The following is a 25,571-nucleotide window of genomic DNA, read 5'->3' on the forward strand; positions in this document are numbered from 1 at the left end:
CAACAGCGTTGCGGGTAGCCTTGCAGTCCGTCAGACGATGGCTTGCAGCGGGGCCTTGGTAGATGCGGATTTGTTGGTGCCGAATGCGATTTCGCCCGACAGCTGGCCGCCTTCTTCGATCACCAGCTTGCCGTAGCGGACCTTGCCCGTGACCTTGCCGGTGGCGTAGATCACCAGCTTGTCGCGTACCGTCAGCTCGCCGTCGAAGGCGCCGTGGATTTCGGCGATGTCGATATCGGCCGAGCCCTTGAAGGCGCCGGCCGAGGTGATCTGCATCAGGCGCGAGTCCATCGTGGCCTCGACCGTACCTTCGACCACCAGGGTGTCGCAGTCGGTGATTTCCACGCCTTTGAGCTTGATGTTGGGCCCGACGGTCAGGGTGCTGCCGGTGGTTTTGACGGGGGCTTCGGCCGCAGCAGCAGGAGCGGCGGTCACAGCGGGCGATTCGACGGGGTTGGTGTTCATGGGGGGAGTCCGGGCCAGGGGAGGGGGGGTATTCGTCAGGTTCTGGCGCAAGCCAAAGGTTTCGGGTTCACGCTTGCCAAAAAACGGGGCTTGCAAAGCCATGGGAAATCCTCCTTGAAGAGACACGACATACGTCTCAGAAGCCGTTGATGGTAGGGGGCTAAGCCGGTTACATCGCCCCGCAGGATGCAAGGTCTGTAACAAAATGACGGATCGCCCCCGTCGTGGACAATCGCGCTTTCAACACGGGAACCCCATGATCGGACGACTCCAAGGCCTGCTGGCCGCCAAGAACCCGCCCCAGGTGCTGATCGACTGCCACGGCGTGGGCTACGAGGTGGATGTGCCCATGAGCACTTTCTACAACCTGCCGGCGCTGGGCGAGGCGGTCACTCTGCTGACCCATTTCGTGGTGCGCGAAGACGCGCAAATCCTCTACGGCTTTGCCACGCCGGGCGAGCGCGATGCGTTCCGCCAGCTGATCAAGATTTCCGGCGTGGGACCGCGCACCGCCTTGAGCGTGCTGTCGGGCATGGGCGTGGACGATCTGGCCCAGGCCATCACCTTGCAAGAGGTGGGGCGGCTGAAGAAGGTGCCCGGCATTGGCCCCAAGACCGCCGAGCGCCTGCTGCTGGAGCTGAAGGGCAAGCTGGGCTCGGACATCGGTGTGCGCACCGGCGCCACCAGCGACGCCCAGGCCGACATCCTGCAAGCCCTGGTGGCCCTGGGCTATAGCGACAAGGAAGCCGCGCTGGCGCTGAAGGCCTTGCCGGCTGGCGTGGGCGTGAGCGAAGGCATCAAGCTGGCTTTGAAGGCGCTGGCGAAATAAGCGCTAAGCCCGGTTGTTATGCTTTTGATAGCTGCCTGCGTAGGTGGAATATGCGCTGGCGGCCTATATCACTGTGCATCGCGGACCACGCGGCCGTTCAAAGGTTGCACTGGCCGCGCGTTGTACGGAAACAGCTGGCTGAACAAACGCAGCTGCTCGGGGCTGATCTGTACCGGCTGCTTCAGCACCATCCACAGCACGCCTTCGGAGCAGGGCGGCGTGGTCAAGGAACCCATGAACTGGTAGTAGCGCATGTCTTGCGGCAGCAGCTCGTTCAGGTCCAGCAGGCCGGCGGGCATGCGCACCCGGTCGCCGCTGTCCAGCGGCATATAGGTCCAGACCTTGTTGATCAGCGCATTCGCCTGGCCGGGGTCGAGCAGCACCGCAATCACCGCAATTTGTCCATCGGGGTCGCGGTGCACCAGGTGGGCCACCATGGCGAAGGTCTTGCCATTCACGCGCTCTTCGCTCGGGTGGTGGAACACGATCTGGTGCAGCTTGTAGGTGGCGCTGCGCACCGTCAGCGTGTTCTCGCCCGCCACATCGACCTGGATGGTGCGGCCGTTGTTCACCACCATGGCGCTGCTGGGCTGGTAGCGGATTTGCAGCGGCTCGGCCGGGCCTTGCAAGGTGTTCAGCTGGTCGATGGCGATGGGCGACTGGCGCGTGCCCTGGGCGCAGAGGTGGAATTCGGGGTTCAGCTTGGCCCAGGCCTGCGGGCCGTTGCTGCCCTCGTAGCCCCAGCGCGTTTCGCCGGCCATGCCGCCGACGTTGCTGCTGCTGTGGGCAGCGCTGGGCTCGCGGCCGGCGGCGGCCAGGGCGGCCGCGCGGGTGGCGGCCCGGCTGTCCACCGGGTTCACCAGGCCGCCATGGGCTTTCTTGTAGGCCGCGGCCACATCGGGCGGCGGCAGGGGGGCGCCACGGACGCTGGCCTTCTTGGGTTCGGCCTCGATGGTCAGGACCATCTTGGGCGTCTCGGCCGGCTTGCTTTTGGCGGCCTTGCCCTTCTTGGCCGGCGGGGGCGCGGCATTGGCTTTTTCGGCCGCGTCGCGTATTTGCTGGGCGATGGATTCCTTGCTGCCCGGGTCTTGCGGCTCGGGCTTGGCGGGCAGGGTGATCTTGCCTATGGATTTGGGTTTTTCGGCCGGGGCGTCAACGGCCCAGGCGCTGGCCAGCAAGCCGGAACACAGTAGCCAGCCTATCGTGCTGCCGCGCACAGTGCGCCAAGAAGAGGTGGTGAGAGCGCGCACTGGGGCGGGGCGGTGCATCATGGATGGAGTCCTGGCTTCGGGGAATGTGTTGCATCGACTATAGCCATAAGCGTTCGCGTGTTTCAAGGTGTTGCGCAGCGACACGCTATAGTGACCAGCCCACTCTTTGCCCTCTGCCTGCCGTGTCCATCCAGACTGATGATTTTGCTGCGCCGCCGCCCAAGCGCGTAGTCTCCGCCGCCCCGTCCTCGCCGCAGGAAGAGGCGATTGAACGCGCGCTGCGCCCCAAGCTGTTTGACGACTACGTGGGCCAGACCAAGGCGCGTGAGCAGCTGGAGATATTTATCGGCGCAGCCACCAAGCGCGGCGAGGCTTTGGACCATGTGCTGCTGTTCGGCCCACCCGGCCTGGGCAAAACCACTTTGAGCCACATCATTGCCCACGAACTCGGCGTGAACCTGCGCCAGACCAGCGGCCCGGTGCTGGAAAAGCCCAAGGACCTGGCGGCGCTGCTGACCAATCTGGAAAAGAACGACGTCCTCTTTATTGATGAAATTCACCGCCTGAGCCCGGTGGTCGAAGAAATCCTGTATCCGGCGCTGGAGGACTACCAGATCGACATCATGATCGGCGAGGGCCCGGCGGCGCGCAGCATCAAGCTGGACCTGCAGCCCTTCACCCTGGTCGGCGCCACCACCCGCGCCGGCATGCTGACCAACCCGCTGCGCGACCGCTTCGGCATCGTCGCGCGGCTGGAGTTCTATACGCCAGACGAGCTGGCGCGCATCGTCAAGCGCAGCGCCGGGCTGTTGAATGCGCCCATGGACGCCGAAGGCGGCTACGAGATCGCCCGCCGCTCCCGCGGCACGCCGCGCATCGCCAACCGCCTGCTGCGCCGGGTGCGCGACTACGCCGACGTCAAAGGAACGGGCACCATCACCCTGGACATCGCCAACCGCGCGCTGTCCATGCTGGACGTGGACCCGCAGGGCTTCGACCTGATGGACCGCAAGCTGCTGGAAGCGGTGATCCACCGCTTCGACGGCGGCCCGGTGGGGCTGGACAACATCGCCGCCAGCATCGGCGAAGAGCGCGACACGATTGAGGATGTGATCGAACCCTACCTGATACAGCAGGGCTTTCTGCAGCGCACCAACCGCGGCCGCATCGCCACCCTGGCCGCCTACCGGCACCTGGGCGTGACCCCGCCGCAGACCGAGGGTGGGCTGTTTGCTGCGGAGTGAGGGAAATTTAGCTTTGCTATTTAATTAATAGCTTCCTGTGCAGGTAATACCTGCGCAAACGGCTGATTTGGCTATAAGCGTGGCAGGGCTGTCGGCCTACTTCACGCCACGCAGGTCGCGCCATTGCGCCCGCGCAAACCAGGCAGATACCGCGGCCAGTGCCAGGTAGAACCCCTGTAGGCCCCAGTTCAGCGCCGGAAATTTCACCAGGCCTATGAGCACAAACAGGATGCTGATGGCGCACAGCAGGCCCGACAGCAGCAGCCAGACCAGTGTCAGTGCGCGTTCCACGCCGGTTTTGACGGTGCCCAGCGCGGTTTGCGTTTGCTGCCAGGCATCGGCCGCGTCCGCCAGCGGGCTTTGTTGTTGCTGCTCCACCAAGGCTTCGGCGATGGAGTTGCGCTGCACCAGTGCCGCAAAGTCCCCTTGGCGGGGCCGTGCAGCACGTTTGCGCCACCAGAAAACCAGGAACAGCAACAGAATGGCCGCGAGAAAGACACCGGCGTACAGCAGCTGCTCCTGCCACGGGTGCTCGGCGGCGTGCATCAGGTAGTGCAGCATGGCGCGGCTTTCAGATAGAGGCTAGGCGCTGGTTTCGTCCAGCGCGGTGTCGGCTTCCAGATGCTGGGTATCGGCCCAGCCCACCAGGTTGAAGCCCTGCGGCGTCCACAGCAGGCGGTTGATGGCCGCGTTGCCCAGCTCCCAGCTGCGCGGGTCTTGCAGGCCCAGGCCGACGGCCGCGCGGTACAGCACGTCCATCACGCCGCCGTGGGCCACGATGGCGATCAGCTCGCCGGGGTGCCGGGCCGCCAGGTCTTGCACGCAGCCGACCACCCGGTCGCGGAAGTCGTTCAGGCACTCGCCGCCCTCGGGGGCGAATTCCGGGTCGCGCTTGCGCCAGCGCAGTGCCTGGTCCGGCAGGCTGGCTTCGATCTCGGCAAAGGTATGGCCCTGGAACACGCCGAAGCCGCGTTCGCGCAGGCCTTCGTCGGTGTCGATCTCCAGGCCCACGGCGCCGGCCACTGCCAGCGCAGTTTCGTAGGCCCGCCATAGATCGCTGGCGTAGACCGCGGTGATGGGTTCGCCGGCGAGTGCCAGGCCCAGCTGCTGGGCTTGCCAGCGGCCGGTGGCGTTGAGCGGAATATCCAGCTGGCCCTGGATGCGGGTGTCTACGTTCCAGGCGGTTTCGCCGTGGCGGATGGCGATGATGCGGGTGGGGTCCATCAGGGCTCCAGAGAGGGCAGATAGGTTAATGCGGCAATTCGATGGTGACGTTGCGCGGGCCGGTGGGCGGATGCGGAAAACCTTGCAGGGCGGCGGCTACCAGCGCGGGCACCACGTCGGTGCCAATCGGCGAGCGGCTGTCAAAACCGGCGCGGGTCTCGTAGACCACCTGGCCGGTGGACAGCTCACGCAGCACCAGGCTCAGCTGGCGCTGGAAATTGCGGGGTGGTGCCCGCCACAGCGGGGCCGAGAAGCCCATGCCCCAACCCCGACCGGCACCAATCCCGCCACCGATCCACGGCGAGTAGTAGCCACCACCCCACATGAATGGGTCGTCGCGGTAGGTGGTTTCTTGCGCCTGGGTGGTGATCAGCAGGCTGTAGGCGGGGCGGGCGTTGTCCAGCACAAAACCGGCCTGGTTCAGCGCCGGCAGCGCCAGTTGCTCCAGCGCGGCTTGGGCCTCGGTCTGCTGCGAGGGCAGGCGTTCGAAGCGGAACGGCAGCGGACCCGGCGGGCTGCTCCAGGAGGCGAAGCTCTGGACTTGGCTGTCCACGCGCCAGAGGTTGGCGCAACCGGTCAGCAGCACGGCGGCTGCGAGGAGGAGGGTGCGCCAGATCAGCATGGGAGCTCCTTAAAGGCGAACGACTTGCAGTCCCGGCAGGCCAGCGGGCGGGAAGCTGGGTGCGTCAAACGCCTGGTCGCCGTCTTCACTGGGTACGCCGGTGGTCTGCAGGCCTTCGAAGTCGTAGCGGCTGCGGTCCATCAAATGCGAGGGCACGACGTTTTGCAGCGCGCTGAACATGCTCTCGACGCGGCCGGGGAATTTCTTTTCCCATTCCTGCAGCATCTGCGAGATCTGCTTGCGCTGCAGGTTTTCCTGGCTGCCGCACAGGGTGCAGGGGATGATGGGGAACTGCTTGTGCGCGGCCCAGCGCACCAGGTCTTTTTCGGTCACATAGGCCAGCGGGCGGATCACGATGTGCTTGCCGTCGTCGCTGACCAGCTTGGGCGGCATGCCCTTGAGCTTGCCGCCGAAGAACATATTCAAAAAGAAGGTCTGCAACATGTCGTCGCGGTGGTGGCCCAGAGCGATCTTGGTGGCGCCCAGCTCATCGGCCACGCGGTACAGGATGCCGCGGCGCAGCCGGCTGCACAGGCCGCAGGTGGTCTTGCCCTCGGGGATCACGCGTTTGACGATGCTGTAGGTGTCCTGGTTCTCGATGTGGAAGGGCACGCCCAGCGCCGTCAGGTAGGTGGGCAGCACCTCGGCGGGGAAGCCGGGCTGCTTTTGGTCCAGGTTGACGGCGATGATGTCGAAATGGATCGGCGCACGGGCTTTGAGCTTGAGCAGGATGTCCAGCATCGCGTAGCTGTCCTTGCCGCCGCTCACGCAGACCATGACCTTGTCGCCCTCTTCGACCATGTTGTAGTCGACGATGGCCTTGCCCATTTCGCGGCACAGGCGCTTTTCGAGCTTGTGCGTTTCACGCTCGATCTTGAAGTCAGTGGCGGTGGGGGTGACGGGCGTTTGGGCTTCGGCCTCGTCGGTGGTCCATACGGCGCTCATAGGGGGCAATCGGTTCTAAAAAACCCGATTATCCCGCGCTGCGCTGCCAACCGGGTCGAACCCGGCCAGATCACTGCGATTTGCTGGTGCTGGCCGTGGACTTTGCCATGGGGGTTTTGGGCTCCATGGCGCGGCGTACCGTGCCATTGGCGCGCAATTGCTCGAACGCGGCCTGGGTGCGCGCCACCAGTTCGGCCGAGGTGAACTTGCTGTAGGCCATGTAGACGCCGGTGGTCATTTCGTCCAGGGTCAGCACCTTTTCCAGCCCCGCGCAGTCGAAATGGGTGGTCTGGCATTGGGCCAGTGCGCCGGATTCGCTGAGCGGCACCATGTCGACCTTGCGGTTCACCAGCTGGGCAAAGTTGTCGGTGCTTTGTGCGGAAACTACTAGCCGCGTAAAGCCCTGGCGCTGCAGGAACTGGTGGCGCAGGTCGTCGCGCATCACGCCGACGACGTAGTTGCGCGCGGCGTCCAGGTTGGCGGCGTTGACATCGCTGCGGTCTTTCAGCTTGTACAGGTGGTAGCGCACCTGCAGCAACTCACCGACCCACTGGAACTGCGGATCGCGCTCGGGGGTGCGGGCGATCAGGTAGATCAGCACATTGGGTTCTTTCAAGGCCATGTCGTAGGCCCGCGCCCAGGGGTACATGGTGAGGCTGTAGTCCTTGATGTTGGCCAGCTGCAGGGTTTTGTGCAGGATCTCGGTGGCCGGGCCGGCAATCTTGTCGCCCTGCATATAGACATAGGGCGTGGTTTCGGTCACTACCCGCACGGTTTGCGCGCCGCCGAGCAACGGCGCCAATAGGGTGGCCGACAGCAGCCACATCCGCAATGCTTTATCCATGGTTTGATCCTGTGTCGCTCTGTAAGGCAATAGCCGCGGGGCTATGCACCACCACCTGGTTCCGGCCTTGGCTCTTGGCCTGGTAAAGCGCTTTGTCGGCCTGGTCGAACAATGTGTCAAAGCGCTCCACCTGCGCGGCGTCGAGCTGGGCCAGGCCGACGCTGATGGTCACGTGGGCCGCAGCCTCGGAGTCTTGGTGGGGAATGGCCAGCGCGGCCACGGCCTGGCACAAATGGGCCGCCAGCTCGGCCCCATGCGCAGCGTCGATCCCTGGCAGCAGGATGGCGAACTCTTCCCCGCCTATGCGCGCCACCAGGTCGCCGGCGCGGGAGCAGGTGGTCTGCATGGCTTCAGCTACGGCGCGCAGGCACTGGTCGCCGGCGGCGTGGCCATAGCGGTCGTTGTAGCGCTTGAAGAAGTCGATGTCGCAGACCAGCAGCGACAGCGGCTGGCCGGTGCGCAGCGCGCGGCGGAACTCGATCTGTTTGATTTCGTCGAAATGCCGCCGGTTGGCCAGTCCGGTCAGGGGGTCGGTACGCGCCAGGCCATCCAGCAAGGCGTTCGCATCTTCCAGCCGGGTGTTGGTGTTCTCCAGCTCGGTGGTGCGTTCGCGCACCAGGTCGGCCAGGTGGTCGCGGTGGGCCACCAGTTCTTTTTCATCGCGCTGCTGGCGCTCCAGGTAGTCGGACAGATTGCTCTGCAGCTGGTTGACCCCGGTGACCAGCTGTGACAGCTCGTCCTGGCGGCTCGGAGGGCGGTCTAGCGCCAGCAGCTGGCGCAGATTGCTGGGCGTCAGCTGGCCCAGGTGCTGGGCGATGCGCCGCACGTGGACGGTGACCAGGCGGCTGAATAGCAGCATGATCAGCCCGGCCAGCAGCAGGGACTGTGCGACCTGGGTGATCACGATGTTGGCGATCTCGGCGCGCAGCCGGGTCCACAGCACCCGCTCGTCGCCGTACAAGGCAAAGGTGCCTACGGTCTCCTTGGTGCCTGGAAACACCTCGTAGTCCAGCTGGGTCTGCAGCGTGGGCGCCAGCTGGGACATCTGCCAGCCTTCGCGTGTGCGCCGGAACACCTCGGGTACCCGGTTGGCCGACTGCAGGGTCACCACTACCTGGCCGACCGAAGGCACATTCACCACGCTGGCGATATGCGTTTGCATGGACTCGCGGTCCATCTCCCAGATGGATTTGGACAGGGTGCGCTCGTACACCTGGGCGATCAGCTTCAGCTCGCCCGACATCACCGCCAAACTGCTTTGCCAGGCCGACCAGGTGCGCAATCCCACCACCACCAAGGTGAACAGCAGGCAAAACCCCAGCGTAGCCAGCACGATGCGGCCGCCCAGGGACACCGAGCGTGGCTGCTGCGCAGAAGGGATTTCTGTCACAGTGTCAACAGGCCGGGTGGGGCCGGCAGGGGCGGGGATGGGCTGCACTCAAAGCCATTTTTTCTGCAGGGCGTCGTAGGTGCCATTCTTCTTGATGGCCTCCAGTCCCTTGCGAAAACGTTCGACCAGGGCGTCCGGCGTCTTGAGCCCAAAGGCCATGTAGTTGCCACCACCGCTGAGCTCGGGGATGCGCAGCGCCTTGTGCAACATCTGGGCCGGGTCGTCGCCGGCCTGGCGCGACATGAAGTAGGCGCCCAACTCGTTCATCACCCACAGGTCGACGCGGCCGAGCTTGAGCTTTTCGTAATTCAATTCGTATTTGCTGCTGGACTGCAGGTTGCGACCCAGTACGAAGCCTTGCGAGGCCAGGAACTGTTCGCCGATGTCCTGGTTGACCGTGCCGATCTGCAGGCTCTTGGCGCTTTCCAGGTCGGCCAGCTGGATGTGGCGGCTTTTCAGGGAGAACAGGTAGAAGTCGGTTGGGGTGATCTGGCCGACCCACTTGAACAGCTTTTCCCGCTCCTTGGAGCGGTTCATGGAATAGATCAGCACGCTGTCGCTGTTCTGCGCGGTCTCGTAGGCCCGCGCCCAGGGGACCGACTGGAACTGGCCTTCCATATTGATCTCTTTCAAGACCGCCTGGACCACCTCGGTGCCGAGCCCGGTGATCTTGCCCTTGTCGGTGTAATTGAAGGGCGGATATTCCTCGGTCAGGATCTTGACGGTCTCCACCGCCCAGGAAGGCAGTGCGCAAGCGCAAAGCCCCAACAGCACAAAGGTGCGGCGGGCCGATGTCGCAAAGCCGGACAAGATCATGCAGCTATCTCCACGGTGGCGAATGAACGGGCCTGCAGGTATCCGGGGGCAGGCAGTATCAGTTTATTCTATGGGCTGGCTGAGGATGTTTGTACGGGATTTGCCGGTTTACCACTGGCCGGTTTCGACCCGGATGGCGACTTCGCAGTCGTCAAAAATCTCCAGCTTGGCGATCTTTACGCGCACACCCAGCACGCCGGGCAGTTGCATCAGGCGCTGGGCCAGCTTGCCGATCAGGCTTTCCAGCAGATTCACGTGTTCGGCGGTGCAGTCGTCGATGATGATCTGGCGCACCTTGCGGTAGTCGAGCACGTGGTTGATGTCGTCGTCGCTGGGCTCCAGCGGCTGCGGGCCCAGGTTCAGCTCGGCGTCCACCAGGATGGGCTGGGGCGAGGTTTTTTCCGACTCCAGAATGCCCAGATTGGCGTCGAAACGCAGGCCGGTGAGTTGCAGGGTTTGGTTGCCGGAGGTATGGGACATGGTGTTCTTTTAAGTAAGGTCCATCAGGGAAAAATCGCGCTCGAATTGCATCAGGTGCTGGCCACCGTCTACCAGCAAGGTAGTGCCGGTGATGGACCCATTCTCCAGCGCAAACTTCACCGTGGCCGCCACATCGGCAGCGGTGGACGAGCGGCCCAGTGGCGAGATCTGGTGCAGCGCGGCAAACTGCTCGTCGCTCAGCATATGGCTCTTCAGGGTCAGGCCGGGGGCTACGCCGACCACCCGCACCCAGGGTGCCAGGGCCTGGGCCAGCATGGTGTTGGCCACTTCGAGCGCGGCCTTGGACAAGGTGTAGCTGAAGAAGTCGGGGTTCAGGTTCCACAGCTTCTGGTCCAGCAGGTTCACCACCGCACCGCTGTGGGTGCCGCGGGTGTGCAGATGCTGGTGCAGCGCCTGCGCCAGCAGAATGGGCGCGCCGGTATTGCTGCGCAGATGCTGCTCCATGGCCTGGAAGCCGAAAGTCTGGGCGCTGTCGTGCTCGAAGGTCGATGCACTATTGACCACCGCATCGACCGTGCCGAACTGCGCCAGTACCTGGGGCAGCAGGGCGCGCACCGCTGCCTCGTCGGCCAGGTCGGCCTGGAATGCAGCATGTTTGAGGCCGCTGGCGCTGGTAATGTCTGCACAGTCAGCTACAGTTTGCATAGCATCTTGGGCAGAATGGCGGTAATGCACGGCCACTTGCCAGCCGCCGCGGGCCAGCGCCAGGGCGATTTCGCGCCCCAGCCGTTTGGCTGCGCCAGTTACCAACACGGTACGAGCTTGCGCGGAGGGCGGAGAGGGAGGCAACATTCAGAGACAATCCAGGGGTGGAAAAAACACCCCCCAGTTTAACGAGCGCGCTCCAGGCGGATATTCGGCGCGTGATCACCGCTGCCGGCGGCTGGATCACCTTTGACCGTTTCATGGCCCTGGCCTTGTACCACCCCGGCCTGGGCTATTACGCCAACGACCGCCCCAAGTTCGGCGCCATGCCCACGCAGCTGCAAGACGGCCAGCGCGTCGAGGGCAGCGACTTCGTCACCGCGCCAGAGATGTCGCCCCTGTTCGGCCAGGCCTTGGCGGTGCAGGTGGCGCAGGCGCTGCAGGTTACCCAGACGAACGAAGTGTGGGAGTTCGGCGCCGGCTCGGGTGCGCTGGCCCTGCAATTGCTGGAAGCCCTGGGCGACCAGGTGCAGCGCTACTGCATCGTCGACCTGTCCGGCAGCCTGCGCGCGCGCCAGCAGCTGCGGCTGCAGCGCTTTGCCGACAAGGTGGAGTGGGTGACCGAGCTGCCTGCCCGTCTGCAGGCGGTGGTGGTCGGCAACGAGGTGCTGGACGCGATGCCGGTGCAGCTGCTGCTGCGCCAGAGTGGCGTCTGGCATGAGCGTGGTGTGGCGCTGCTGGGCGAGGACTTCGTCTGGCAAGACCGTCCCACCGATCTGCGCCCGCCGGTCGAGATCGACGGCCCGCACGACTACCTGACCGAAATCCACCCCCAGGCCGAGTCCTTCATCCGCACCCTGGCAGACCGACTGACCCAGGGCGCAGCCTTCTTCCTGGACTACGGTTTCCCCGAGGGCGAGTACTACCACCCGCAGCGCAGTTCCGGCACGGTGATGTGCCACTATGCGCACCGCTCCGACCCCGACCCGCTGGCCGACGTGGGCTTGAAGGACATCACTGCCCACGTCAACTTCACCGGCATCGCGTTGGCCGGGCAGGACGCGGGTTTGACGGTGCTGGGCTACACCACCCAGGCGCGCTTTCTGATGAACTGCGGCTTGCTCTCAAAAATGGAGCATGCTACGCACGCAGAACGTGCGCAAGCGCTCAAATTGATCACCGAACACGAGATGGGCGAGCTGTTCAAGGTCACCGCCTTCGGCGCCGGCCCCGAGTGGGAGCCCGTGGGCTTCGCTGTCGGTGACCGCAGCCATACGCTGTAGCCATGATCCGCTGGCTGCTGGTTATTTTCCTGGCCCTGTTATTGATTGACTGGTTTTCCCCGTTGTTGCACAAGCTCGGCTTTGGCAGACTGCCTGGCGACTTGCGCTTCAGACTCTTTGGCCGACCCTGGTTTATTCCGTTGACCACCACCCTGGTGCTGAGCTTTCTGGCCAGCCTTGTTTCCAAACTCCTCTAAAGAACTGATCCCATGAAAGCATGTATCGACATCGGCGGCACCAAGGTCGCCGTCAGCCTGGCTACTGGCAACGAAGCGCTGCCCGTGCTGCAGGCGCGGCGCACCGAACCCACGGCCAAAACCGGCACCAACGATGCGCTGGCGGTACAGATCATCCGCATGGTCGGCGAGGCCTGCGCCGAGATCGGTGTGGACCCGGCCACGGTGCAGAACGCGGGCGTGTCGTCCTGCGGCCCGTTCATCATCCGCGACGGCCTGATCGAGCTGGCCGCGCCGAATATCTGCGGCGGCATGGCGGGCCCGGCGCGCGGGTTGCCGAACGACTGGGACACGGCCCTGCTGGAAGCGCCGCTGGGCGCGCGTTTCGCCCGCGTGCGCATCGAAAACGACTGCGTTGCCGCGCTCGAAGCCGAGCGCCACTGGGGTGCGCTGGCCGGTTTTGACCACTGCGCCTATGTCACCTGGAGCACCGGCATCGGCATGGGCGTGTGCGTGGACGGCCATGTGCTGCGCGGCAAAAACGGCAATGCCGGCCACGCCGGCCATATGTTTGTTTCGGACAACGACGATGCGCTGTGCGGCTGCGGCAATATCGGCGACGTCGAAGGCCTGGTGGCCGGCAATGCGATTGCCCGCCGGTTTGGCCAGGACGCCGCGGTGCTGTTCCAGGCCGCGCGCGCGGGCGATGCGGCTGCGCTGGCCAAGGTCGACGACCTGTGCCGCGTGCTGGGCCGCGCCTTGTATAACTTGGTCGTTACCCTGGATTTACAGCGCATCAGCCTGGGCGGCAGCGTGTTCTGGCACAACCGCGAGTTTCTATTGCCGCGCTTGCAATCGCATATTGACGGCAAACTGCCGGCATTAACTGCCGGTGCCTTGCTGGTGCCCGCCGGATTGGCCGACAAAGTGGGCGATTACGCGGCGGTGGCATTGGCCTGATCGCCGGGTAATCCGGCGCCATTCACTGCTTTGGAATTTATATTGGGTCTTCGGGAGTGGGTTTATTGCACAGCCAATCCGGATAAATGCATTGAAAAGCTATTTTTAATAGGTTACAGTCTGCGCAGGGTTTTTCGCGGCATATAATCGGGCCTGATTTTAACTTTCGACGTATCCGGAAACAAAAAATGTCATCCTACAAAGAACTTCTGCAGCAACGTGAACTCCTCGAGCAGCAAATTTCTGAAGCCCGTCAGCGTGAAAATGCCGACGCGATTGAAAAAGTAAAAGCGCTGGTAGCAGATTTTGGTTTGACCGCTGAAGATATTTTTTCTACTGGCGGTAAAGCCAAGGTAAAGAGCGTTGCCAAGGTAGCGCCTAAATTCCGTAACCCAGTTACAGGCGATACCTGGACGGGCCGCGGCAAGCCGCCAAAATGGATCCAAGGCCAAGAGCGTGATCAATTCCTGATTGCCTGATCGATATTCTCCCGCTGCCGCTTTCAATCCGCGGCGCTTGAGATACTGCAAAAGCCCTGTCGTTTGACCGGGCTTTTTGCATTTGGGGCTTTGGATGGGCCGGGCCGCATCAATTTGCCCTGATTTTTGCATCAATACCGTGGCCGGCTTGCGGTAGTCTTGTACTTTGATTCCATCCCCCGGCTTTATTCTCTGGAAACCCCATGCCACAGCTCTACATCGGTAATAAAAATTATTCGTCTTGGTCCATGCGCCCCTGGGTGCTGTTGAAGCAGGCGGGTATTCCGTTTGAAGAAGTCATGCTGCGGTTTGACTCGTTTGACACCCAATCGCATTTCAAGGCCACGGTGCAGGCCGTGAATCCGGTTGGCAAGGTGCCGGTGTGGGTGGACGGCGATCTGGCGGTTTGGGACACGCTGGCGATTGCCGAAACCTTGGCCGAGCAGTTTCCCGACAAAGCCCTGTGGCCGCGCCAGCTGCAAGCGCGTGCCCGGGCCCGCAGCATATGCGCCGAAATGCATTCCGGCTTTACCGCCTTGCGCAGCCACTGCCCGATGAACATCGAGGCCCGCCTGCCCGAAGTCGGCCAGCTGCTCTGGCGCGACAAGCCGGCCGTGCGGGCCGACGTGGCGCGGCTGGCCGCCATGTGGGGCGGCTTGCTGGACGCGCATGGCGGCCCCATGCTGTTTGGCGACTTCTCCATCGCCGACGCCTATTTCGCGCCGGTTTGCATGCGCATCAATACCTACGCGCTGCCGCTGCCCGCCGCCATCCAGGCCTATGTGGACCGCGTGACCGCCTTGCCCGGCGTGCAGGCCTGGATCACCGAGGCACTGGCCGAGCAGGATTTTCTGGACTTCGAGGAACCCTACCGGCTGGCGCGCTAGCGCACCACCGCACTGGCTAAACTGCAGGCATGCAAATTTATCTGGTGGGTGGGGCGGTACGCGATGCCTGGCTGGGCCGCCCGCCGGGCGACCGTGATTGGGTGGTGGTCGGGGCGACGCCCGAGGCCTTGCTGGCCCAGGGCTATCTGGCGGTGGGCAAGGACTTCCCGGTGTTCTTGCACCCCCGCACCCACGAGGAATATGCGCTGGCCCGCACCGAGCGCAAGACCGCCCCCGGCTACCGTGGCTTTGCGGTCCATGCGGCGCCGGATGTCACGCTGGAGCAGGATCTGGCGCGCCGTGACCTTACTATCAATGCGATAGCGGCTCCCGCAGATTCCGTCAGCGCTAGCGGCCAATTTCTTATAAATTCCGAAAATCTGATCGACCCCTACGGCGGCCAGCAGGATTTGCGCGACAAGGTGCTGCGCCATGTGACCTTGGCCTTCCGCGAAGACCCGGTGCGGATTCTGCGCGTGGCCCGGTTCGCCGCCCGCTTCACCGACTTCAGCGTGGCCGCCGAGACCCTGGCGCTGATGCGCGAGATGGTGGATGCAGGCGAGGTCGATGCTCTGGTGCCCGAGCGCGTCTGGCAGGAGCTGGCGCGCGGCCTGATGGAAGTCCAGCCTTCGCGCATGTTCGAGGTCTTGCGCGATTGCGGGGCGCTGGCGCGCCTGCTGCCTGAAGTGGCGGCGCTGTGGGGAGTACCCCAGCGTGCCGACTACCACCCCGAGATCGATACCGGTGTGCACCTGATGATGGTGCTGGACATGGCGGCGCGCCTGCAGGCCCCGTTGCCGGTGCGCTTTGCCTGCCTGACCCACGACCTGGGCAAGGCCACCACGCCGGCCGACGTGCTGCCTCGGCATATCGGCCACGAAGCCCGCAGCGCCCAGCTGCTCAAGGGCGTGTGCCAGCGCCTGCGCGTGCCCACCGACTGCCGCGAGCTGGCCGATGTGGTGGCGCGCGAACACGGCAATATCCACCGCGGCATGGAATTCGGTGCGTCGGCCACGCTGCGTTTGCTGGAGCGCTGCGATGCCTTGCGCAAACCGCAGCGCTTTGCCGATGCCTTGCTGGCCTGCGAGTGCGATGCGCGCGGTCGACTGGGTCTGCACGACTCCGCCTACCCCCAGCGCCCGCACTGGCTACAGGCTTTGGCGGCGGCGCAGTCGGTTGCGACCGAGGTAGTTGCCCGCGAGGCCCAAGCCAAGGGTTTGCAGGGCAAGGACATTGGGGGGCTGGTGCATGCCGCGCGGGTGGCGGCCTTGCGCAACAGCGGCATGGCCGCCTAGGAGGTGGCCGGCGGCGGCCCGTCGCTGTCGCCGATTTCCAGCTCGGGCATGCACAGTTTTTGCAGCGACTCCACGGGCTCGTCGCGCATCCGGGCCAGGGTCAGCTCGGCCAAGGCCAGGCCGGTGGCGGCCGGTGTGGGCTGCATCACGGCCGTCACGCTGGTGCGCACCACCGAGTCGGAGCCCAGCCCGTCGTAGACGATGACCGACAGATCGCGCCCAAGCACCAGCCCCGAATGCAGCACCGCATGCACCGCGCCGATGCCGGCCAGGTTGTTGTCCACCAGCACGGCCGTAGGGCGCTGGGGCAGGGCCAGCAGTTTTTGCATGGCGGCATAGCCGGAGCGGCGTTCCAGCGCATTGCGTTGCACGGACGTGGGCTTGAGAGCCACCCCGGCAGCCTTCAGGCTGGCGCAAAAGCCCGCATAGCGCTGGTCGGCAAAGTTGTATTCGGGCGGCGCGCCCAGATAGCCGATGCGGCGGTGGCCTAGGCGCAGCAGGCGGTCGGTGGCCATGCGGGCACCAGCCAGGTTGTCGAAGTCGAACCAGGGGTAGCTGCTCTGTGCGGGCAAGGAACTGCGGCCATAGGCCACAAATGGTACGTTGCGTGACTGCAGCAGCTCCAGCCGTTGGTCGTGCAAGCGGGTACGCGGCACTACGAAGACGCCGATATGCCGGCCGGTGATGGCGCGCTCGTAGGCTGCCAGCTCGTCCTGGGCGGGGGCCGACATGATCAGCAAATCCAGCCCGGCCTGCGCAAAGCGTTCGCTCATGGACGAGGCGACCTGCAGAAACTGCTGGTCGCCCAGATCGCCGGTGGTGATGGGGAAGACGATACCGACCGCGTCCGCCCGGCCCAGCGCCAGGCCCCGGGCCCGTGCGTCGGGTTTGTAATTCAGCCGTAACGCGGCCGCCATCACGTCGCGGCGCGTAGCGGCCGCTACCTCAGGGTAACCATTCAGCGCGCGGCTGACCGTGGTGAGCGACAGGCCGAGTTCTTCGGCGATCCGTTTCAGTGACATCTAGGCGGGTAAAAGCGTGTAAGGGCTGGGCGATAGTAGCGTTTGCTACCCGCGCAGAGGGTGTGTCAATAGGTGAACCGGCTGTCCAGCCTGCATCCTGTCGCAATTGCGCAACAAAAATGCGGATACCTTGGGCGGCAAAAAAGTTCCATTTTCGATGCCAATTTTTTTCAAATTGAACGCTAATCCAAAGCAAATTTGGCATCGGTTCGGCATCGGAAAAACCGTCTCGGAAGCCCCGTTTTCATTGGGAAAACGGAGGAGTGCACGCGATTCGAACTTTGTTTTTTGCTCGATCTAACTCTTGAAACGGCAACCGAAAAATTTTTGCATTTTGGTAACTCGCTTGTTTCTGTAACAAGGGTAATTGCTTATCGGTCGAAAAAGACCGCCCACCAAGAATACCCCCAGATTTGCATGGTCTTCAAACGGCTTCTGCAGCGTTCAGGCAGCTGTTGGACTAGCAAATCAAGAACAAACTTAATCACACTGGAGACATCCTTGAACCAAGCTACTTTTACCGCCCGCGCCACTGCCCTTGCTGCTTTCGCGATGGTTTCTGCCTCTGCTTTCGCTTTGCCCAATATCGACGCCAATATCGAGCTCGATAGCAAGTACCAAAACAACGACCGCGGCGCTTCCCAGTCCGGCCGTGTCGAACTGAATGCCAGCCAAAAACTGGGTTCCAAGTACTTCATGGCGGGTCGCGCCACCTACCTGTCCAAGCCTGATGGCTCGGCTGGTACGGATGACTTGTGGGCACAGTTCGGTACCGAAAGCGCCGACATCAAGCTGGGCCGTTTCGAAGCTGCCAATCTGTTCCAAACCCCTGGTGACGTGATCGTTGAGTACTCCGGCTTCTCGCCTTACCAAGCCAATGTGCTGCGCGGCCGCCAAGGCGCTTACGCCAATGGCAGCGCACCTTTCCATGCGGCTGTGAACGTTCAATTGGGCGGCGGCCTGAGCCTGGAAGTCAGCGGCGTGTCCAGCAAAGGCGCTGGCGGCGCGACCGGTCTGCGTCCTGTGCTGAACTATGCCAACGGCCCTCTGCATTTGGCTGCTGGTGTGGAAGCGATCAAGTACGAAGGTACTGCTGCTACCACCACCATCGACACAACCTCTTGCACATTGGTTGGTTCGACTTGTACCTTTGGCTCTACGACCACCGCAGCAACGGCAAGTGTGAATCGCACTGGCTATGGCTTGACCGGCGACTACAACTTCGGTGGCGTGACCCTGTACGCCAACTATGCTGCCGGCAAGAGCCGCTCCAATATCAAGCAAAACACCTTTGCGCTGATGGCGGGTATTGGCAATCTGACCCTGGCCAGCGTGTTCGGTAAGGGTTCCAACCTGAGCGCCGACGACAAGGTCACCACGTTCTGGGTTGCCTATGCGATTCCATTCTTTGATGTGAAGGGCGCCAAGATCACCCCCGCAATTTCGCACTCCAAGTCCAGCGGCCCGAACGAAGCGCCGAACGCAACTGGTTTCGCTCTGCGCGTGAACTACGAGTTCTAAGCCCTAGCGGCCATGACCGCCGCAACCATGCTTTCTGCTGTCTAGGCGGAAGCATGTCTTCCATGAAAAGCCTGCATCGCCCTCTGGGATATGCAGGCTTTTTGCGTTGGATGGATGTTTGGATGCGCCAAATGCGCGGGTCCTCGGGTAAACCCAGTGTTCAATTCAAAGCGCTTTGAATTTATACTGGCTCGGCTTTTACCGGCGACAAACAAAGGCCTGCTGGCTTGGCATGGAGTGCCAGAACAGCCTGGGCCCACATCGAATACACAAGGAGACATCTACATGACAGCAATCACCAAAACCGCAGCCGCTGTGCTGCTCAGCCTCGGCGCCATGGGGGCTTATGCAGCGGGCGTGACCATCACCATTTCCTGCGGTTCGGTTGGACAGGACTACGAGTTCTGCAAGAAAGCCGGCGACGAGTGGGCCAGCAAAACCGGCAATACGGTGAAGCATCTGAGCATTCCCCAGTCCACCAGCGACATCCTGGGCCTGTTCCGCCAGATGTTCGCCGCCAAATCTACCGAGGTGGATGTGATCAACGTGGATGTCGTGTGGCCCGGTCTTTTGAAAGACCACTTGCTGGATCTGACGTCCTACACCAAAGGTGCTGAAAAAGCCCATTTCCCGGCCATCGTGGCGAACAACACCGTGGGCGGCAAGCTGTTGGCCATGCCCTGGTTCACCGATGCGGGCGTTCTGTACTACCGCAAGGATTTGTTGACCAAGTACGGCGAAAAAGCCCCCACCACCTGGGCCGAGCTGACCGCTTCCGCCCAAAAGGTGATGGACGGCGAGCGCAAGGCGGGCAATGCCGACATGCAGGGTTTTGTGTTCCAGGCCAAGGCCTACGAAGGTTTGACCTGCGATGGGCTTGAATGGGTGTCCAGCTTCGGCGGCGGCAGCATTGTGGACAGCACCGGCAAGATCACCATCAACAACCCCGCTGCTGCCAAGGCGCTGAACACGGCTGCCGGCTGGATCGGCACCATTGCACCCAAGGGCGTGCTGAACTATGCAGAAGAAGACGCCCGCGGCGTGTTCCAGAAGGGCAATGCCGTGTACATGCGCAACTGGCCGTACGCCTGGTCGCTGAGCCAGGGCGCAGACAGCCCGGTCAAGGGCAAGGTCGGGGTCGTCGCTCTGCCCAAGGGCGATGGCGGCAAGACGGCTGCTGCCCTGGGTGGCTGGCAGCTGGCGGTGAGCAAGTACTCCAAGAGCCCCAAGGAAGCGGCTGATTTTGTGATGTACCTGACCAGCGAGGCCGTGCAAAAAGACCGCGCCATCCGTGGTTCTTACAACCCCACCATCGCCTCGCTGTACAAGGACAAGGAAGTACTGGCTGCCAACCCGTTCTTCGGTGACCTGTACGACACCTTCGTCGGTGCAGTACCCCGCCCGGCCACGGTCACGGGTGCCAAGTACAACGAAGTCTCCGCCGCGTTCTGGAACGCCACGCACGAAGTGCTGTCGGGCAAATCCAGCGGTGAAGACAGTGTGAAGAAGCTCGAAGGCAAGCTGGATTCGATCCGCCGCGGTCCGAAGTGGTAAGCCCCCACTGTTGAACCCCCGGGCCGCCATGCCACACGGCATGGCGGCCCGTTCAGCACCTTGATCCCAGGAGTCGCCATGCGCACCCAAACATCCGAACTCACCCGCGAGCGCACCCGTAGCGCGTGGATCTTTCTGGCCCCCACGCTGATAGTCCTGGTACTGGTCGCTGGTTGGCCGTTAGGCCGCACCATCTGGTTCAGCTTTACCGATGCCACGCTGGAGAACATCGGCGAGTCCTCCTACAACATGGTGGGCCTGCAGAACTACTTCGGCAAGTACGGAGTTTTCAATTTGGAGGCGGTTGAAGGCTTCTGGAAAACCGACTGGGGCATGGCGATCCGCAACACCTTCAAGTTCGCCATCGTCTCCGTTGTCACCGAAACCCTGCTCGGGGTGGTGTTCGCGCTGGTGCTGAATGCCAACTTCAAAGGCCGTTCGTTTGTGCGGGCTGCGGTGCTGGTGCCCTGGGCGATTCCCACTATCGTGTCGGCCAAGATGTGGGCCTGGATCATGCACGACCAGTTTGGCGTGATGAATGCGCTGCTCAAAGGCGCGGGCATCATCGACCACAACATCGCCTGGACCGCCGACCCCGACTACGCGCTGTGGTCGGTCATGCTGGTCGACGTATGGAAGACCACGCCCTTCATGGCCTTGCTGACCTTGGCGGCGCTGCAGATGCTGCCTACCGATTGTTACGAAGCCGCCCACGTGGACGGCATCCACCCGGTGCGGGTGTTCTTCAAGGTCACCCTGCCACTGATCTGGCCGGCCCTGATGGTCGCCGTGATCTTCCGCTTGCTCGATGCCTTGCGGGTGTTCGACATTATTTATGTGATGACCTCCAACAGCGTGGACACCATCAGCATGTCCGGCTTTGTGCGGCGCGAAATCGTCGACAACAACTACGTTGGCTACGGCTCGGCGGCATCCACCGTGCTGTTCCTCATCATCGCGGTCTGCACCCTGCTGTACCTGAAGCTGGCGCGTGTCGATCTGGGCGGCAAGAAGTAAGGAAACCGAGCATGAACCACACTTTCCAAAAAATCCTCGGCTCCATTGGCTTGTATGCCCTGGTGGCGATCATTGCGCTGTTCTGTCTGTTCCCGTTCTATTACGCGATCGTCACCTCGCTGAAGTCGGGCACCGAACTGTTCAGCACCTCGCTGTGGCCGGATGCGCCCTCGCTGAAGAACTACATCGCCATGTTCACCGTGTCCGAGCACCCGTTTGGTCGGCACATTCTCAATTCGGTGGCCGTGTCGACGCTGGTGGTGATCGCCTCGTTGTTCCTGGGTGTGACCGCATCGTATGCACTGGGCCGCATCCAGTTTCGCGGCCGCGGCCTGCTGCTATTGACCGTACTGGCCGTGTCCATGTTTCCGCAGGTGGCGGTGTTGTCGGGCATGTTTGAGCTGATGCAGGCCTTTGGTCTGTACAACCACTGGTGGGGCCTGACTCTGCCGTACATGGTGTTCACCTTGCCGTTCACCGTCTGGGTGCTGACCACCTTTGTGCGCGACCTGCCCAAGGAGTTGGAAGAGGCCGCCATCATGGACGGCTGCACTCCGTGGGGCATCATCACCAAGGTGTTCTTGCCCGTGATGTGGCCAGCCCTGGTGACCACCGGGCTGCTGGCCTTCATCGCCGCCTGGAACGAATTCATGTTCGCCCTGACCTTTGTGCTGAACAACAACGACCGCACGGTGCCGGTGTCGATCTCGCTGATCAGCGGCGCCGACAAGTATGAAATCCCCTGGGGCAAGATCATGGCGGCCTCGGTGCTGGTGACCCTGCCGCTGATTGCCCTGGTACTCATATTCCAACGCAAGATCGTGGGCGGTTTGACCTCTGGTGCCGTGAAAGGCTGAGCATGGCACAGGCGAACGAGTGGTGGCGTGGCGGGGTGATTTACCAGATCTACCCGCGCAGTTTTCAAGACAGCAATGGCGACGGCATCGGCGATCTGGCCGGTGTGGTGCAGCGCCTGCCCTATCTGGCCGAGCTGGGGGTGGAGGCCATTTGGCTGTCCCCCTTCTTCCCGAGCCCGATGAAGGATTTCGGTTACGACATCTCTGATTACCGCGGGGTGGACCCGATGTTCGGCAGCCTGGCCGACTTCGATGCGGTGGTGGCCAAAGCCCATGGCCTGGGCATCAAGCTGCTGATCGACCAGGTACTGAGCCATTGCTCCGACCAGCACCCCTGGTTTGTCGAGTCGCGCTCCAGCCGCGACAACCCGCGCGCCGACTGGTTTGTCTGGGCCGATCCCCAGGACGACGGTACGCCGCCGAACAACTGGCTGTCGATCTTCGGCGGTTCTGCCTGGCAGTGGGACACCCGCCGCTGCCAATACTACATGCACAACTTTCTGGCCAGCCAGCCGGACTTGAACTTCCACAACCCGCAAGTGCAGCAGGCGGCGCTGGACAATATGCAGTTCTGGTTGGACCGCGGTGTCGACGGCTTCCGCCTGGATGCGGTCAACTTCTGCGTGCATGACGCGCAGCTGCGCAACAACCCGGCGCGTGGCATGCCGACCGACGATCCCTCGGTGAACAAGGTCAACCCCTACGGCTGGCAGTACCACCAGTTCGACAAGAGCCAGCCGGAGATGCTGGACTTTCTGCGCCGCATCCGCAGCCTGCTGAACCAGTACCCGGACCTGATGACCGTAGGCGAGATCGGCGACGACGACACCCCGGCGCGGATTGCCGAGTACACCGGCGGCGGCGACAAGCTGCACACCGCGTATTCGTTTGATCTGCTGGGCCCCAAGTGCGACGCGCGCTACATCCATGGCGTGGTCCAGCGGCTCGAGGCCGTGTGCCTGGACGGCTGGCCCTGCTGGTCGGTGTCCAACCACGATGCGGTGCGGGTCGCCAGCCGCTGGCAGCAGCCTGGCCACAATGCCGCCTGGCTGCGCTTGGTGTTCGGGCTGCAGCTGAGCCTGCGCGGCTCGCCCTGTATTTACCAGGGTGACGAGCTGGGTTTGACCGAGGCCACCGTGGCTTTCGAGGACCTGCAAGACCCGTATGGCATCGCCATGTGGCCGGAGTTTGTGGGACGCGATGGCTGCCGCACGCCCATGGTCTGGGACGCGGCTGCGCCCCATGCGGGCTTTAGTACAGCCGCCAAGACCTGGTTGCCCGTGGCCTCGGAGCATCTGCCGCTGGCCGCCTCCAGCCAGATGGCGGCGCCGGATTCCCTGTTCCATTTCTACCAGGCCATGCTGGCCTGGCGGCGCCAGCATGCGGTGCTGCGGACCGGCGATATCGAGTTGCTGGCCGCCGACGATACGGTGCTGGCCTTCGTGCGCCGCAGCGACGACGCAGCCCTGCTGTGTGCCTTCAACCTGGGCGCCAGTCCGGTGCGCTATGCCTTGCCCGACCATGTGCGGCCGCTGGCTGTGGACACCCTGCATTCTTTGCCATCGGGGGCACTGGATGGCCAGACTTTGGTTTTGCCGCCCTATGGCGCGGTATTCGCAACGCTTTAACTAAAAACAGTAGGAGACATCCATGTCTGAAATCCGCTTCCGTGATGTGCATAAACGCTACAACAGCAGCGTGCCCGACACCATCCGCAAGGTCGATCTGGACATCGACAAAGGCGAGTTCGTGGTGTTTGTCGGCCCCTCGGGCTGCGGCAAGTCCACGCTGCTGCGCATGGTCGCGGGCCTGGAGGACATCACCAGCGGCGAGCTCAGCATCAAGGGCCAGCGCATGAACGAAACCCCGCCCTCGCGCCGTGGTGTGGCCATGGTGTTCCAGAGCTATGCGCTGTACCCGCACATGAGCGTCTACGACAACATGGCGTTTGGCCTGAAGCAGGCCAAGACCGACACCGCCACCGTGGAGCAGCGGGTGCGCAAGGCCTCCAAGATTCTGCAGCTCGATCCGCTGCTCAAGCGCCTGCCCAAAGAGCTGTCCGGCGGCCAGCGCCAGCGCGTAGCGATTGGCCGGGCCATCGTGCGCGAGCCCGATGTGTTTTTGTTCGATGAGCCGCTGTCAAATCTGGACGCCTCGTTGCGCGTGCAGACCCGGCTGGAGATTGCCAAGCTGCACAAGGACATCGGCACCGCCAGCATGATCTATGTGACGCACGACCAGGTCGAGGCCATGACCCTGGCCGACAAGATCGTGCTGTTGAATGCCGGCGAAGCCGTGCAGCGCGACGGCAGTGTGGCCCAGTGCGGCGCGCCGTTGCAGCTCTACCACCACCCGGTAAACAAGTTCGTGGCCGGCTTCATCGGCAGCCCGAAGATGAACTTCATCGGCGCCCAGCTGGTCGGTGCCGCCAATGGCGTGGCTACCGCCAAAGTGGCCGAGGTCGAGGTGCAGGCCGAGGTCGATGCTTCGCGCCTGGCCGGGCACAGCATGGTGACCCTGGGCGTGCGGCCTGAGCATGTGCAGATCGTGCCACCCGGCGGCAGCAATGTGGTGGCCGGTCTGGTGGCTTTTCTGGAACAACTGGGCGAAGCCAGCTATATCTATGTGCGCCTGGCCGGCGGCGAGCTGGTCACGGTGCGCGAAAGCGGCCAGTCCAGCTGCAGCGTGGGCAGCGCAGTGAGCTTGTACTTCCCGCCCCACTGCATGCATTTGTTTGACGAAAACGATGTGGCAACGCCGCGCACCGCGCGCCCCGAGATCCTGGGCCAGCCGCTGGTGGCCGGGGTGTCGATATCGCGCGCTACCACGCACGCCAGTTAAGTCCGCGTTTACATATAAAAAGAGCTGCCTGTGCTTATTTGATAAGCGCAGGCAGCTCTTTTATTGATAGCAAACGGTTTTAAACTTCGAGGTTGTCGATCAAGCGGGTCTGGCCCAGCCGGGCCGCGCCCAGTACCACCAGCGGCGCCGGGTCGTTGGCATTGGGCGGCAGTAGATCGCTGCGCCGGCGCGCCACCAGGTAGTCGGGCGCCCAGCCGCGGGCCCGCAGGCCGTCCATGGCCTGGGCTTCCAGCGCGGCAATGTCGCTGGCACCGGCGCGCAAGGCAGCCGCCATGCGCTGCAGTGTGGCCGACAGTTGCACGGCCTCAGCCCGCTCCTGTGTATTCAGATAGCCGTTGCGGGAGGACAGAGCCAGTCCGTCGGCGGCACGCTGGGTGGGGCCGGCCACGATGTCGATGGGCAAGGCAAATTGCCGCACCATGCTGCGGATCACCATCAGCTGCTGGTAGTCCTTCTGGCCGAACACGGCAGTGCGCCGGCCCTTGGCTTCGGAGAAGACGCAGGCAAACATCTTCATCACCACGGTTGCTACGCCGACGAAGAAGCCGGGGCGGAACTGGCCTTCCAACAGATCGGCCAGGCCGGCCGGCGGCTGGATCTTGTAGGTTTGTGCTTCGGGATACAGCTCTTTCTCGTTGGGCGCAAACAGCACGTCGCAGCCGGCGGCGCGCAGCTGGGCGCAGTCGCTGTCCCAGGTGCGGGGGTAGCTGTCGAAGTCTTCGTGCGGCAGAAACTGCAGTCGGTTGACGAAGATGCTGGCCACCGTCACATCGCCCAGCGGCTTGGCCTGCCGCACCAGGGCCAGGTGGCCGGCGTGCAGGTTGCCCATGGTGGGTACAAAAGCGGGATGCTGGTAAGCGCTCAAATGGGCGCGCAGCTCTTCAATGGTGTGGGCGATGAACATGTTGCAGGCGCAGCCGAG

Annotated in this window: 27 protein-coding genes; 14 read left to right on the top strand and 13 right to left on the bottom strand. The window is 63.2% G+C overall.

Features of this window, described 5'->3' with window-relative positions; translation table 11 throughout:
- Positions 1–30: 30 nt before the first annotated feature.
- Entirely contained in the window at positions 31–567 is a 537-nt protein-coding gene (locus J2X19_RS18715; protein WP_116607372.1) for a bactofilin family protein, read from the bottom strand.
- A gap of 154 nt (positions 568–721) precedes the next feature.
- On the opposite strand from J2X19_RS18715, the gene ruvA reads away from it, so the two are divergent.
- Complete coding sequence (ruvA, locus tag J2X19_RS18720; RefSeq protein ID WP_310375445.1) at positions 722–1,294, top strand: Holliday junction branch migration protein RuvA; 573 nt, start codon at positions 722–724, stop codon at positions 1,292–1,294.
- 68 nt (positions 1,295–1,362) lie between these two features.
- Here ruvA and J2X19_RS18725 read toward each other — a convergent pair whose 3' ends face one another.
- Positions 1,363–2,565: a carbonic anhydrase gene (locus J2X19_RS18725; protein WP_310375447.1), complete on the bottom strand. Its 1,203-nt coding sequence runs from the start codon at positions 2,563–2,565 to the stop codon at positions 1,363–1,365.
- A 122-nt stretch (positions 2,566–2,687) separates the two neighbouring features.
- Between J2X19_RS18725 and ruvB the strand changes: the two genes are divergently transcribed.
- Complete coding sequence (ruvB, locus tag J2X19_RS18730; protein ID WP_310375449.1) at positions 2,688–3,749, top strand: Holliday junction branch migration DNA helicase RuvB; 1,062 nt, start codon at positions 2,688–2,690, stop codon at positions 3,747–3,749.
- A gap of 96 nt (positions 3,750–3,845) precedes the next feature.
- On the opposite strand, the gene J2X19_RS18735 is transcribed toward ruvB, so the two are convergent.
- The 9 genes from J2X19_RS18735 to J2X19_RS18775 all read right to left on the bottom strand — a co-directional run bounded on the left by J2X19_RS18735 (position 3,846) and on the right by J2X19_RS18775 (position 10,883).
- Entirely contained in the window at positions 3,846–4,310 is a 465-nt protein-coding gene (locus J2X19_RS18735) for a hypothetical protein (protein WP_310375451.1), read from the bottom strand.
- A 21-nt stretch (positions 4,311–4,331) separates the two neighbouring features.
- Positions 4,332–4,976, bottom strand: a complete 645-nt coding sequence (locus J2X19_RS18740; protein ID WP_310376207.1) for a histidine phosphatase family protein — start codon at positions 4,974–4,976, stop codon at positions 4,332–4,334.
- Between the two features lie 22 nt (positions 4,977–4,998).
- Entirely contained in the window at positions 4,999–5,595 is a 597-nt protein-coding gene (locus J2X19_RS18745) for a DUF4136 domain-containing protein (RefSeq protein WP_310375454.1), read from the bottom strand.
- A gap of 9 nt (positions 5,596–5,604) precedes the next feature.
- Positions 5,605–6,540 (bottom strand): tRNA 2-thiocytidine(32) synthetase TtcA, encoded by a 936-nt coding sequence (gene ttcA, locus J2X19_RS18750; RefSeq protein ID WP_310375456.1) that lies wholly within the window; start codon positions 6,538–6,540, stop codon positions 5,605–5,607.
- A 70-nt stretch (positions 6,541–6,610) separates the two neighbouring features.
- Entirely contained in the window at positions 6,611–7,384 is a 774-nt protein-coding gene (locus J2X19_RS18755; RefSeq protein ID WP_310375459.1) for a substrate-binding periplasmic protein, read from the bottom strand.
- Positions 7,377–8,774, bottom strand: coding sequence for a GGDEF domain-containing protein (locus tag J2X19_RS18760; RefSeq protein WP_310375461.1), 1,398 nt, complete (start codon positions 8,772–8,774; stop codon positions 7,377–7,379). The genes J2X19_RS18755 and J2X19_RS18760 overlap by 8 nt, the downstream gene beginning before the upstream one ends.
- Positions 8,775–8,822: 48 nt before the next feature.
- Positions 8,823–9,590 (bottom strand): substrate-binding periplasmic protein, encoded by a 768-nt coding sequence (locus J2X19_RS18765; protein WP_116607365.1) that lies wholly within the window; start codon positions 9,588–9,590, stop codon positions 8,823–8,825.
- 108 nt (positions 9,591–9,698) lie between these two features.
- Positions 9,699–10,070: a dihydroneopterin aldolase gene (locus J2X19_RS18770; protein WP_092758340.1), complete on the bottom strand. Its 372-nt coding sequence runs from the start codon at positions 10,068–10,070 to the stop codon at positions 9,699–9,701.
- Between the two features lie 9 nt (positions 10,071–10,079).
- Positions 10,080–10,883, bottom strand: coding sequence for an SDR family oxidoreductase (locus J2X19_RS18775; RefSeq protein WP_310375464.1), 804 nt, complete (start codon positions 10,881–10,883; stop codon positions 10,080–10,082).
- Between the two features lie 71 nt (positions 10,884–10,954).
- Between J2X19_RS18775 and J2X19_RS18780 the strand changes: the two genes are divergently transcribed.
- From J2X19_RS18780 to J2X19_RS18805, 6 genes are all read left to right on the top strand, one after another.
- Positions 10,955–12,019, top strand: a complete 1,065-nt coding sequence (locus J2X19_RS18780; protein WP_310375466.1) for a class I SAM-dependent methyltransferase — start codon at positions 10,955–10,957, stop codon at positions 12,017–12,019.
- 2 nt (positions 12,020–12,021) lie between these two features.
- The gene (locus J2X19_RS18785; RefSeq protein ID WP_092758337.1) at positions 12,022–12,216 is read left to right on the top strand and encodes a DUF2905 domain-containing protein; all 195 of its coding nucleotides are present in this window, start codon (positions 12,022–12,024) and stop codon (positions 12,214–12,216) included.
- Between the two features lie 12 nt (positions 12,217–12,228).
- Positions 12,229–13,155, top strand: coding sequence for an ROK family protein (locus tag J2X19_RS18790; protein WP_116607362.1), 927 nt, complete (start codon positions 12,229–12,231; stop codon positions 13,153–13,155).
- A gap of 188 nt (positions 13,156–13,343) precedes the next feature.
- The gene (locus J2X19_RS18795; protein ID WP_116607361.1) at positions 13,344–13,634 is read left to right on the top strand and encodes an H-NS histone family protein; all 291 of its coding nucleotides are present in this window, start codon (positions 13,344–13,346) and stop codon (positions 13,632–13,634) included.
- 203 nt (positions 13,635–13,837) lie between these two features.
- The gene (locus tag J2X19_RS18800) at positions 13,838–14,521 is read left to right on the top strand and encodes a glutathione S-transferase family protein (protein WP_310375472.1); all 684 of its coding nucleotides are present in this window, start codon (positions 13,838–13,840) and stop codon (positions 14,519–14,521) included.
- A 29-nt stretch (positions 14,522–14,550) separates the two neighbouring features.
- Entirely contained in the window at positions 14,551–15,816 is a 1,266-nt protein-coding gene (locus J2X19_RS18805; protein ID WP_310375474.1) for a multifunctional CCA addition/repair protein, read from the top strand.
- Here J2X19_RS18805 and J2X19_RS18810 read toward each other — a convergent pair.
- Positions 15,813–16,838 (bottom strand): substrate-binding domain-containing protein, encoded by a 1,026-nt coding sequence (locus tag J2X19_RS18810; protein WP_310375475.1) that lies wholly within the window; start codon positions 16,836–16,838, stop codon positions 15,813–15,815. The genes J2X19_RS18805 and J2X19_RS18810 overlap by 4 nt on opposite strands.
- Before the next feature lie 288 nt (positions 16,839–17,126).
- Here J2X19_RS18810 and J2X19_RS18815 point away from each other — a divergent pair, with 288 nt between their 5' ends.
- The 6 genes from J2X19_RS18815 (at position 17,127) to J2X19_RS18840 (ending at position 24,628) form a co-directional block, all read left to right on the top strand.
- On the top strand, positions 17,127–18,359 hold the full coding sequence (locus J2X19_RS18815; RefSeq protein WP_125473979.1) for a carbohydrate porin: 1,233 nt from the start codon (positions 17,127–17,129) through the stop codon (positions 18,357–18,359).
- A 285-nt stretch (positions 18,360–18,644) separates the two neighbouring features.
- The gene (locus J2X19_RS18820) at positions 18,645–19,913 is read left to right on the top strand and encodes an ABC transporter substrate-binding protein (protein ID WP_116607356.1); all 1,269 of its coding nucleotides are present in this window, start codon (positions 18,645–18,647) and stop codon (positions 19,911–19,913) included.
- A gap of 78 nt (positions 19,914–19,991) precedes the next feature.
- The gene (locus J2X19_RS18825) at positions 19,992–20,930 is read left to right on the top strand and encodes a carbohydrate ABC transporter permease (protein ID WP_116607355.1); all 939 of its coding nucleotides are present in this window, start codon (positions 19,992–19,994) and stop codon (positions 20,928–20,930) included.
- Positions 20,931–20,941: 11 nt separating this feature from the next.
- Positions 20,942–21,787, top strand: a complete 846-nt coding sequence (locus J2X19_RS18830) for a carbohydrate ABC transporter permease (protein WP_092758328.1) — start codon at positions 20,942–20,944, stop codon at positions 21,785–21,787.
- A gap of 2 nt (positions 21,788–21,789) precedes the next feature.
- Entirely contained in the window at positions 21,790–23,415 is a 1,626-nt protein-coding gene (locus tag J2X19_RS18835; protein WP_310375482.1) for an alpha-amylase family glycosyl hydrolase, read from the top strand.
- Between the two features lie 22 nt (positions 23,416–23,437).
- Positions 23,438–24,628: an ABC transporter ATP-binding protein gene (locus J2X19_RS18840; protein WP_116607353.1), complete on the top strand. Its 1,191-nt coding sequence runs from the start codon at positions 23,438–23,440 to the stop codon at positions 24,626–24,628.
- A 79-nt stretch (positions 24,629–24,707) separates the two neighbouring features.
- On the opposite strand, the gene panC is transcribed toward J2X19_RS18840, so the two are convergent.
- Positions 24,708–25,553 (bottom strand): pantoate--beta-alanine ligase, encoded by an 846-nt coding sequence (gene panC, locus J2X19_RS18845; protein ID WP_310375484.1) that lies wholly within the window; start codon positions 25,551–25,553, stop codon positions 24,708–24,710.
- Between the last annotated feature and the right edge of the window lie 18 nt (positions 25,554–25,571).

Source organism: Rhodoferax ferrireducens, from assembly GCF_031458075.1.
In the GTDB taxonomy this organism is placed as follows: domain Bacteria; phylum Pseudomonadota; class Gammaproteobacteria; order Burkholderiales; family Burkholderiaceae_C; genus Rhodoferax_B; species Rhodoferax_B ferrireducens_A.

What these genes read in the sequence shown, in the direction of transcription:
- panC (WP_310375484.1), bottom strand. Translation starts at nt 25,553, where the DNA reads ATGTTCATCGCCCACACCATTGAAGAGCTGCGCGCCCATTTGAGCGCT.
- J2X19_RS18830 (WP_092758328.1), top strand. Translation starts at nt 20,942, where the DNA reads ATGAACCACACTTTCCAAAAAATCCTCGGCTCCATTGGCTTGTATGCC.
- J2X19_RS18820 (WP_116607356.1), top strand. Translation starts at nt 18,645, where the DNA reads ATGACAGCAATCACCAAAACCGCAGCCGCTGTGCTGCTCAGCCTCGGC.
- ttcA (WP_310375456.1), bottom strand. Translation starts at nt 6,540, where the DNA reads ATGAGCGCCGTATGGACCACCGACGAGGCCGAAGCCCAAACGCCCGTC.
- J2X19_RS18735 (WP_310375451.1), bottom strand. Translation starts at nt 4,310, where the DNA reads ATGCTGCACTACCTGATGCACGCCGCCGAGCACCCGTGGCAGGAGCAG.
- J2X19_RS18790 (WP_116607362.1), top strand. Translation starts at nt 12,229, where the DNA reads ATGAAAGCATGTATCGACATCGGCGGCACCAAGGTCGCCGTCAGCCTG.
- J2X19_RS18835 (WP_310375482.1), top strand. Translation starts at nt 21,790, where the DNA reads ATGGCACAGGCGAACGAGTGGTGGCGTGGCGGGGTGATTTACCAGATC.
- J2X19_RS18725 (WP_310375447.1), bottom strand. Translation starts at nt 2,565, where the DNA reads ATGATGCACCGCCCCGCCCCAGTGCGCGCTCTCACCACCTCTTCTTGG.
- J2X19_RS18770 (WP_092758340.1), bottom strand. Translation starts at nt 10,070, where the DNA reads ATGTCCCATACCTCCGGCAACCAAACCCTGCAACTCACCGGCCTGCGT.
- J2X19_RS18775 (WP_310375464.1), bottom strand. Translation starts at nt 10,883, where the DNA reads ATGTTGCCTCCCTCTCCGCCCTCCGCGCAAGCTCGTACCGTGTTGGTA.
- J2X19_RS18805 (WP_310375474.1), top strand. Translation starts at nt 14,551, where the DNA reads ATGCAAATTTATCTGGTGGGTGGGGCGGTACGCGATGCCTGGCTGGGC.
- J2X19_RS18745 (WP_310375454.1), bottom strand. Translation starts at nt 5,595, where the DNA reads ATGCTGATCTGGCGCACCCTCCTCCTCGCAGCCGCCGTGCTGCTGACC.
- J2X19_RS18765 (WP_116607365.1), bottom strand. Translation starts at nt 9,590, where the DNA reads ATGATCTTGTCCGGCTTTGCGACATCGGCCCGCCGCACCTTTGTGCTG.
- J2X19_RS18800 (WP_310375472.1), top strand. Translation starts at nt 13,838, where the DNA reads ATGCCACAGCTCTACATCGGTAATAAAAATTATTCGTCTTGGTCCATG.
- J2X19_RS18795 (WP_116607361.1), top strand. Translation starts at nt 13,344, where the DNA reads ATGTCATCCTACAAAGAACTTCTGCAGCAACGTGAACTCCTCGAGCAG.
- J2X19_RS18825 (WP_116607355.1), top strand. Translation starts at nt 19,992, where the DNA reads ATGCGCACCCAAACATCCGAACTCACCCGCGAGCGCACCCGTAGCGCG.
- J2X19_RS18785 (WP_092758337.1), top strand. Translation starts at nt 12,022, where the DNA reads ATGATCCGCTGGCTGCTGGTTATTTTCCTGGCCCTGTTATTGATTGAC.
- J2X19_RS18715 (WP_116607372.1), bottom strand. Translation starts at nt 567, where the DNA reads ATGGCTTTGCAAGCCCCGTTTTTTGGCAAGCGTGAACCCGAAACCTTT.
- J2X19_RS18755 (WP_310375459.1), bottom strand. Translation starts at nt 7,384, where the DNA reads ATGGATAAAGCATTGCGGATGTGGCTGCTGTCGGCCACCCTATTGGCG.
- ruvA (WP_310375445.1), top strand. Translation starts at nt 722, where the DNA reads ATGATCGGACGACTCCAAGGCCTGCTGGCCGCCAAGAACCCGCCCCAG.
- J2X19_RS18810 (WP_310375475.1), bottom strand. Translation starts at nt 16,838, where the DNA reads ATGTCACTGAAACGGATCGCCGAAGAACTCGGCCTGTCGCTCACCACG.
- J2X19_RS18840 (WP_116607353.1), top strand. Translation starts at nt 23,438, where the DNA reads ATGTCTGAAATCCGCTTCCGTGATGTGCATAAACGCTACAACAGCAGC.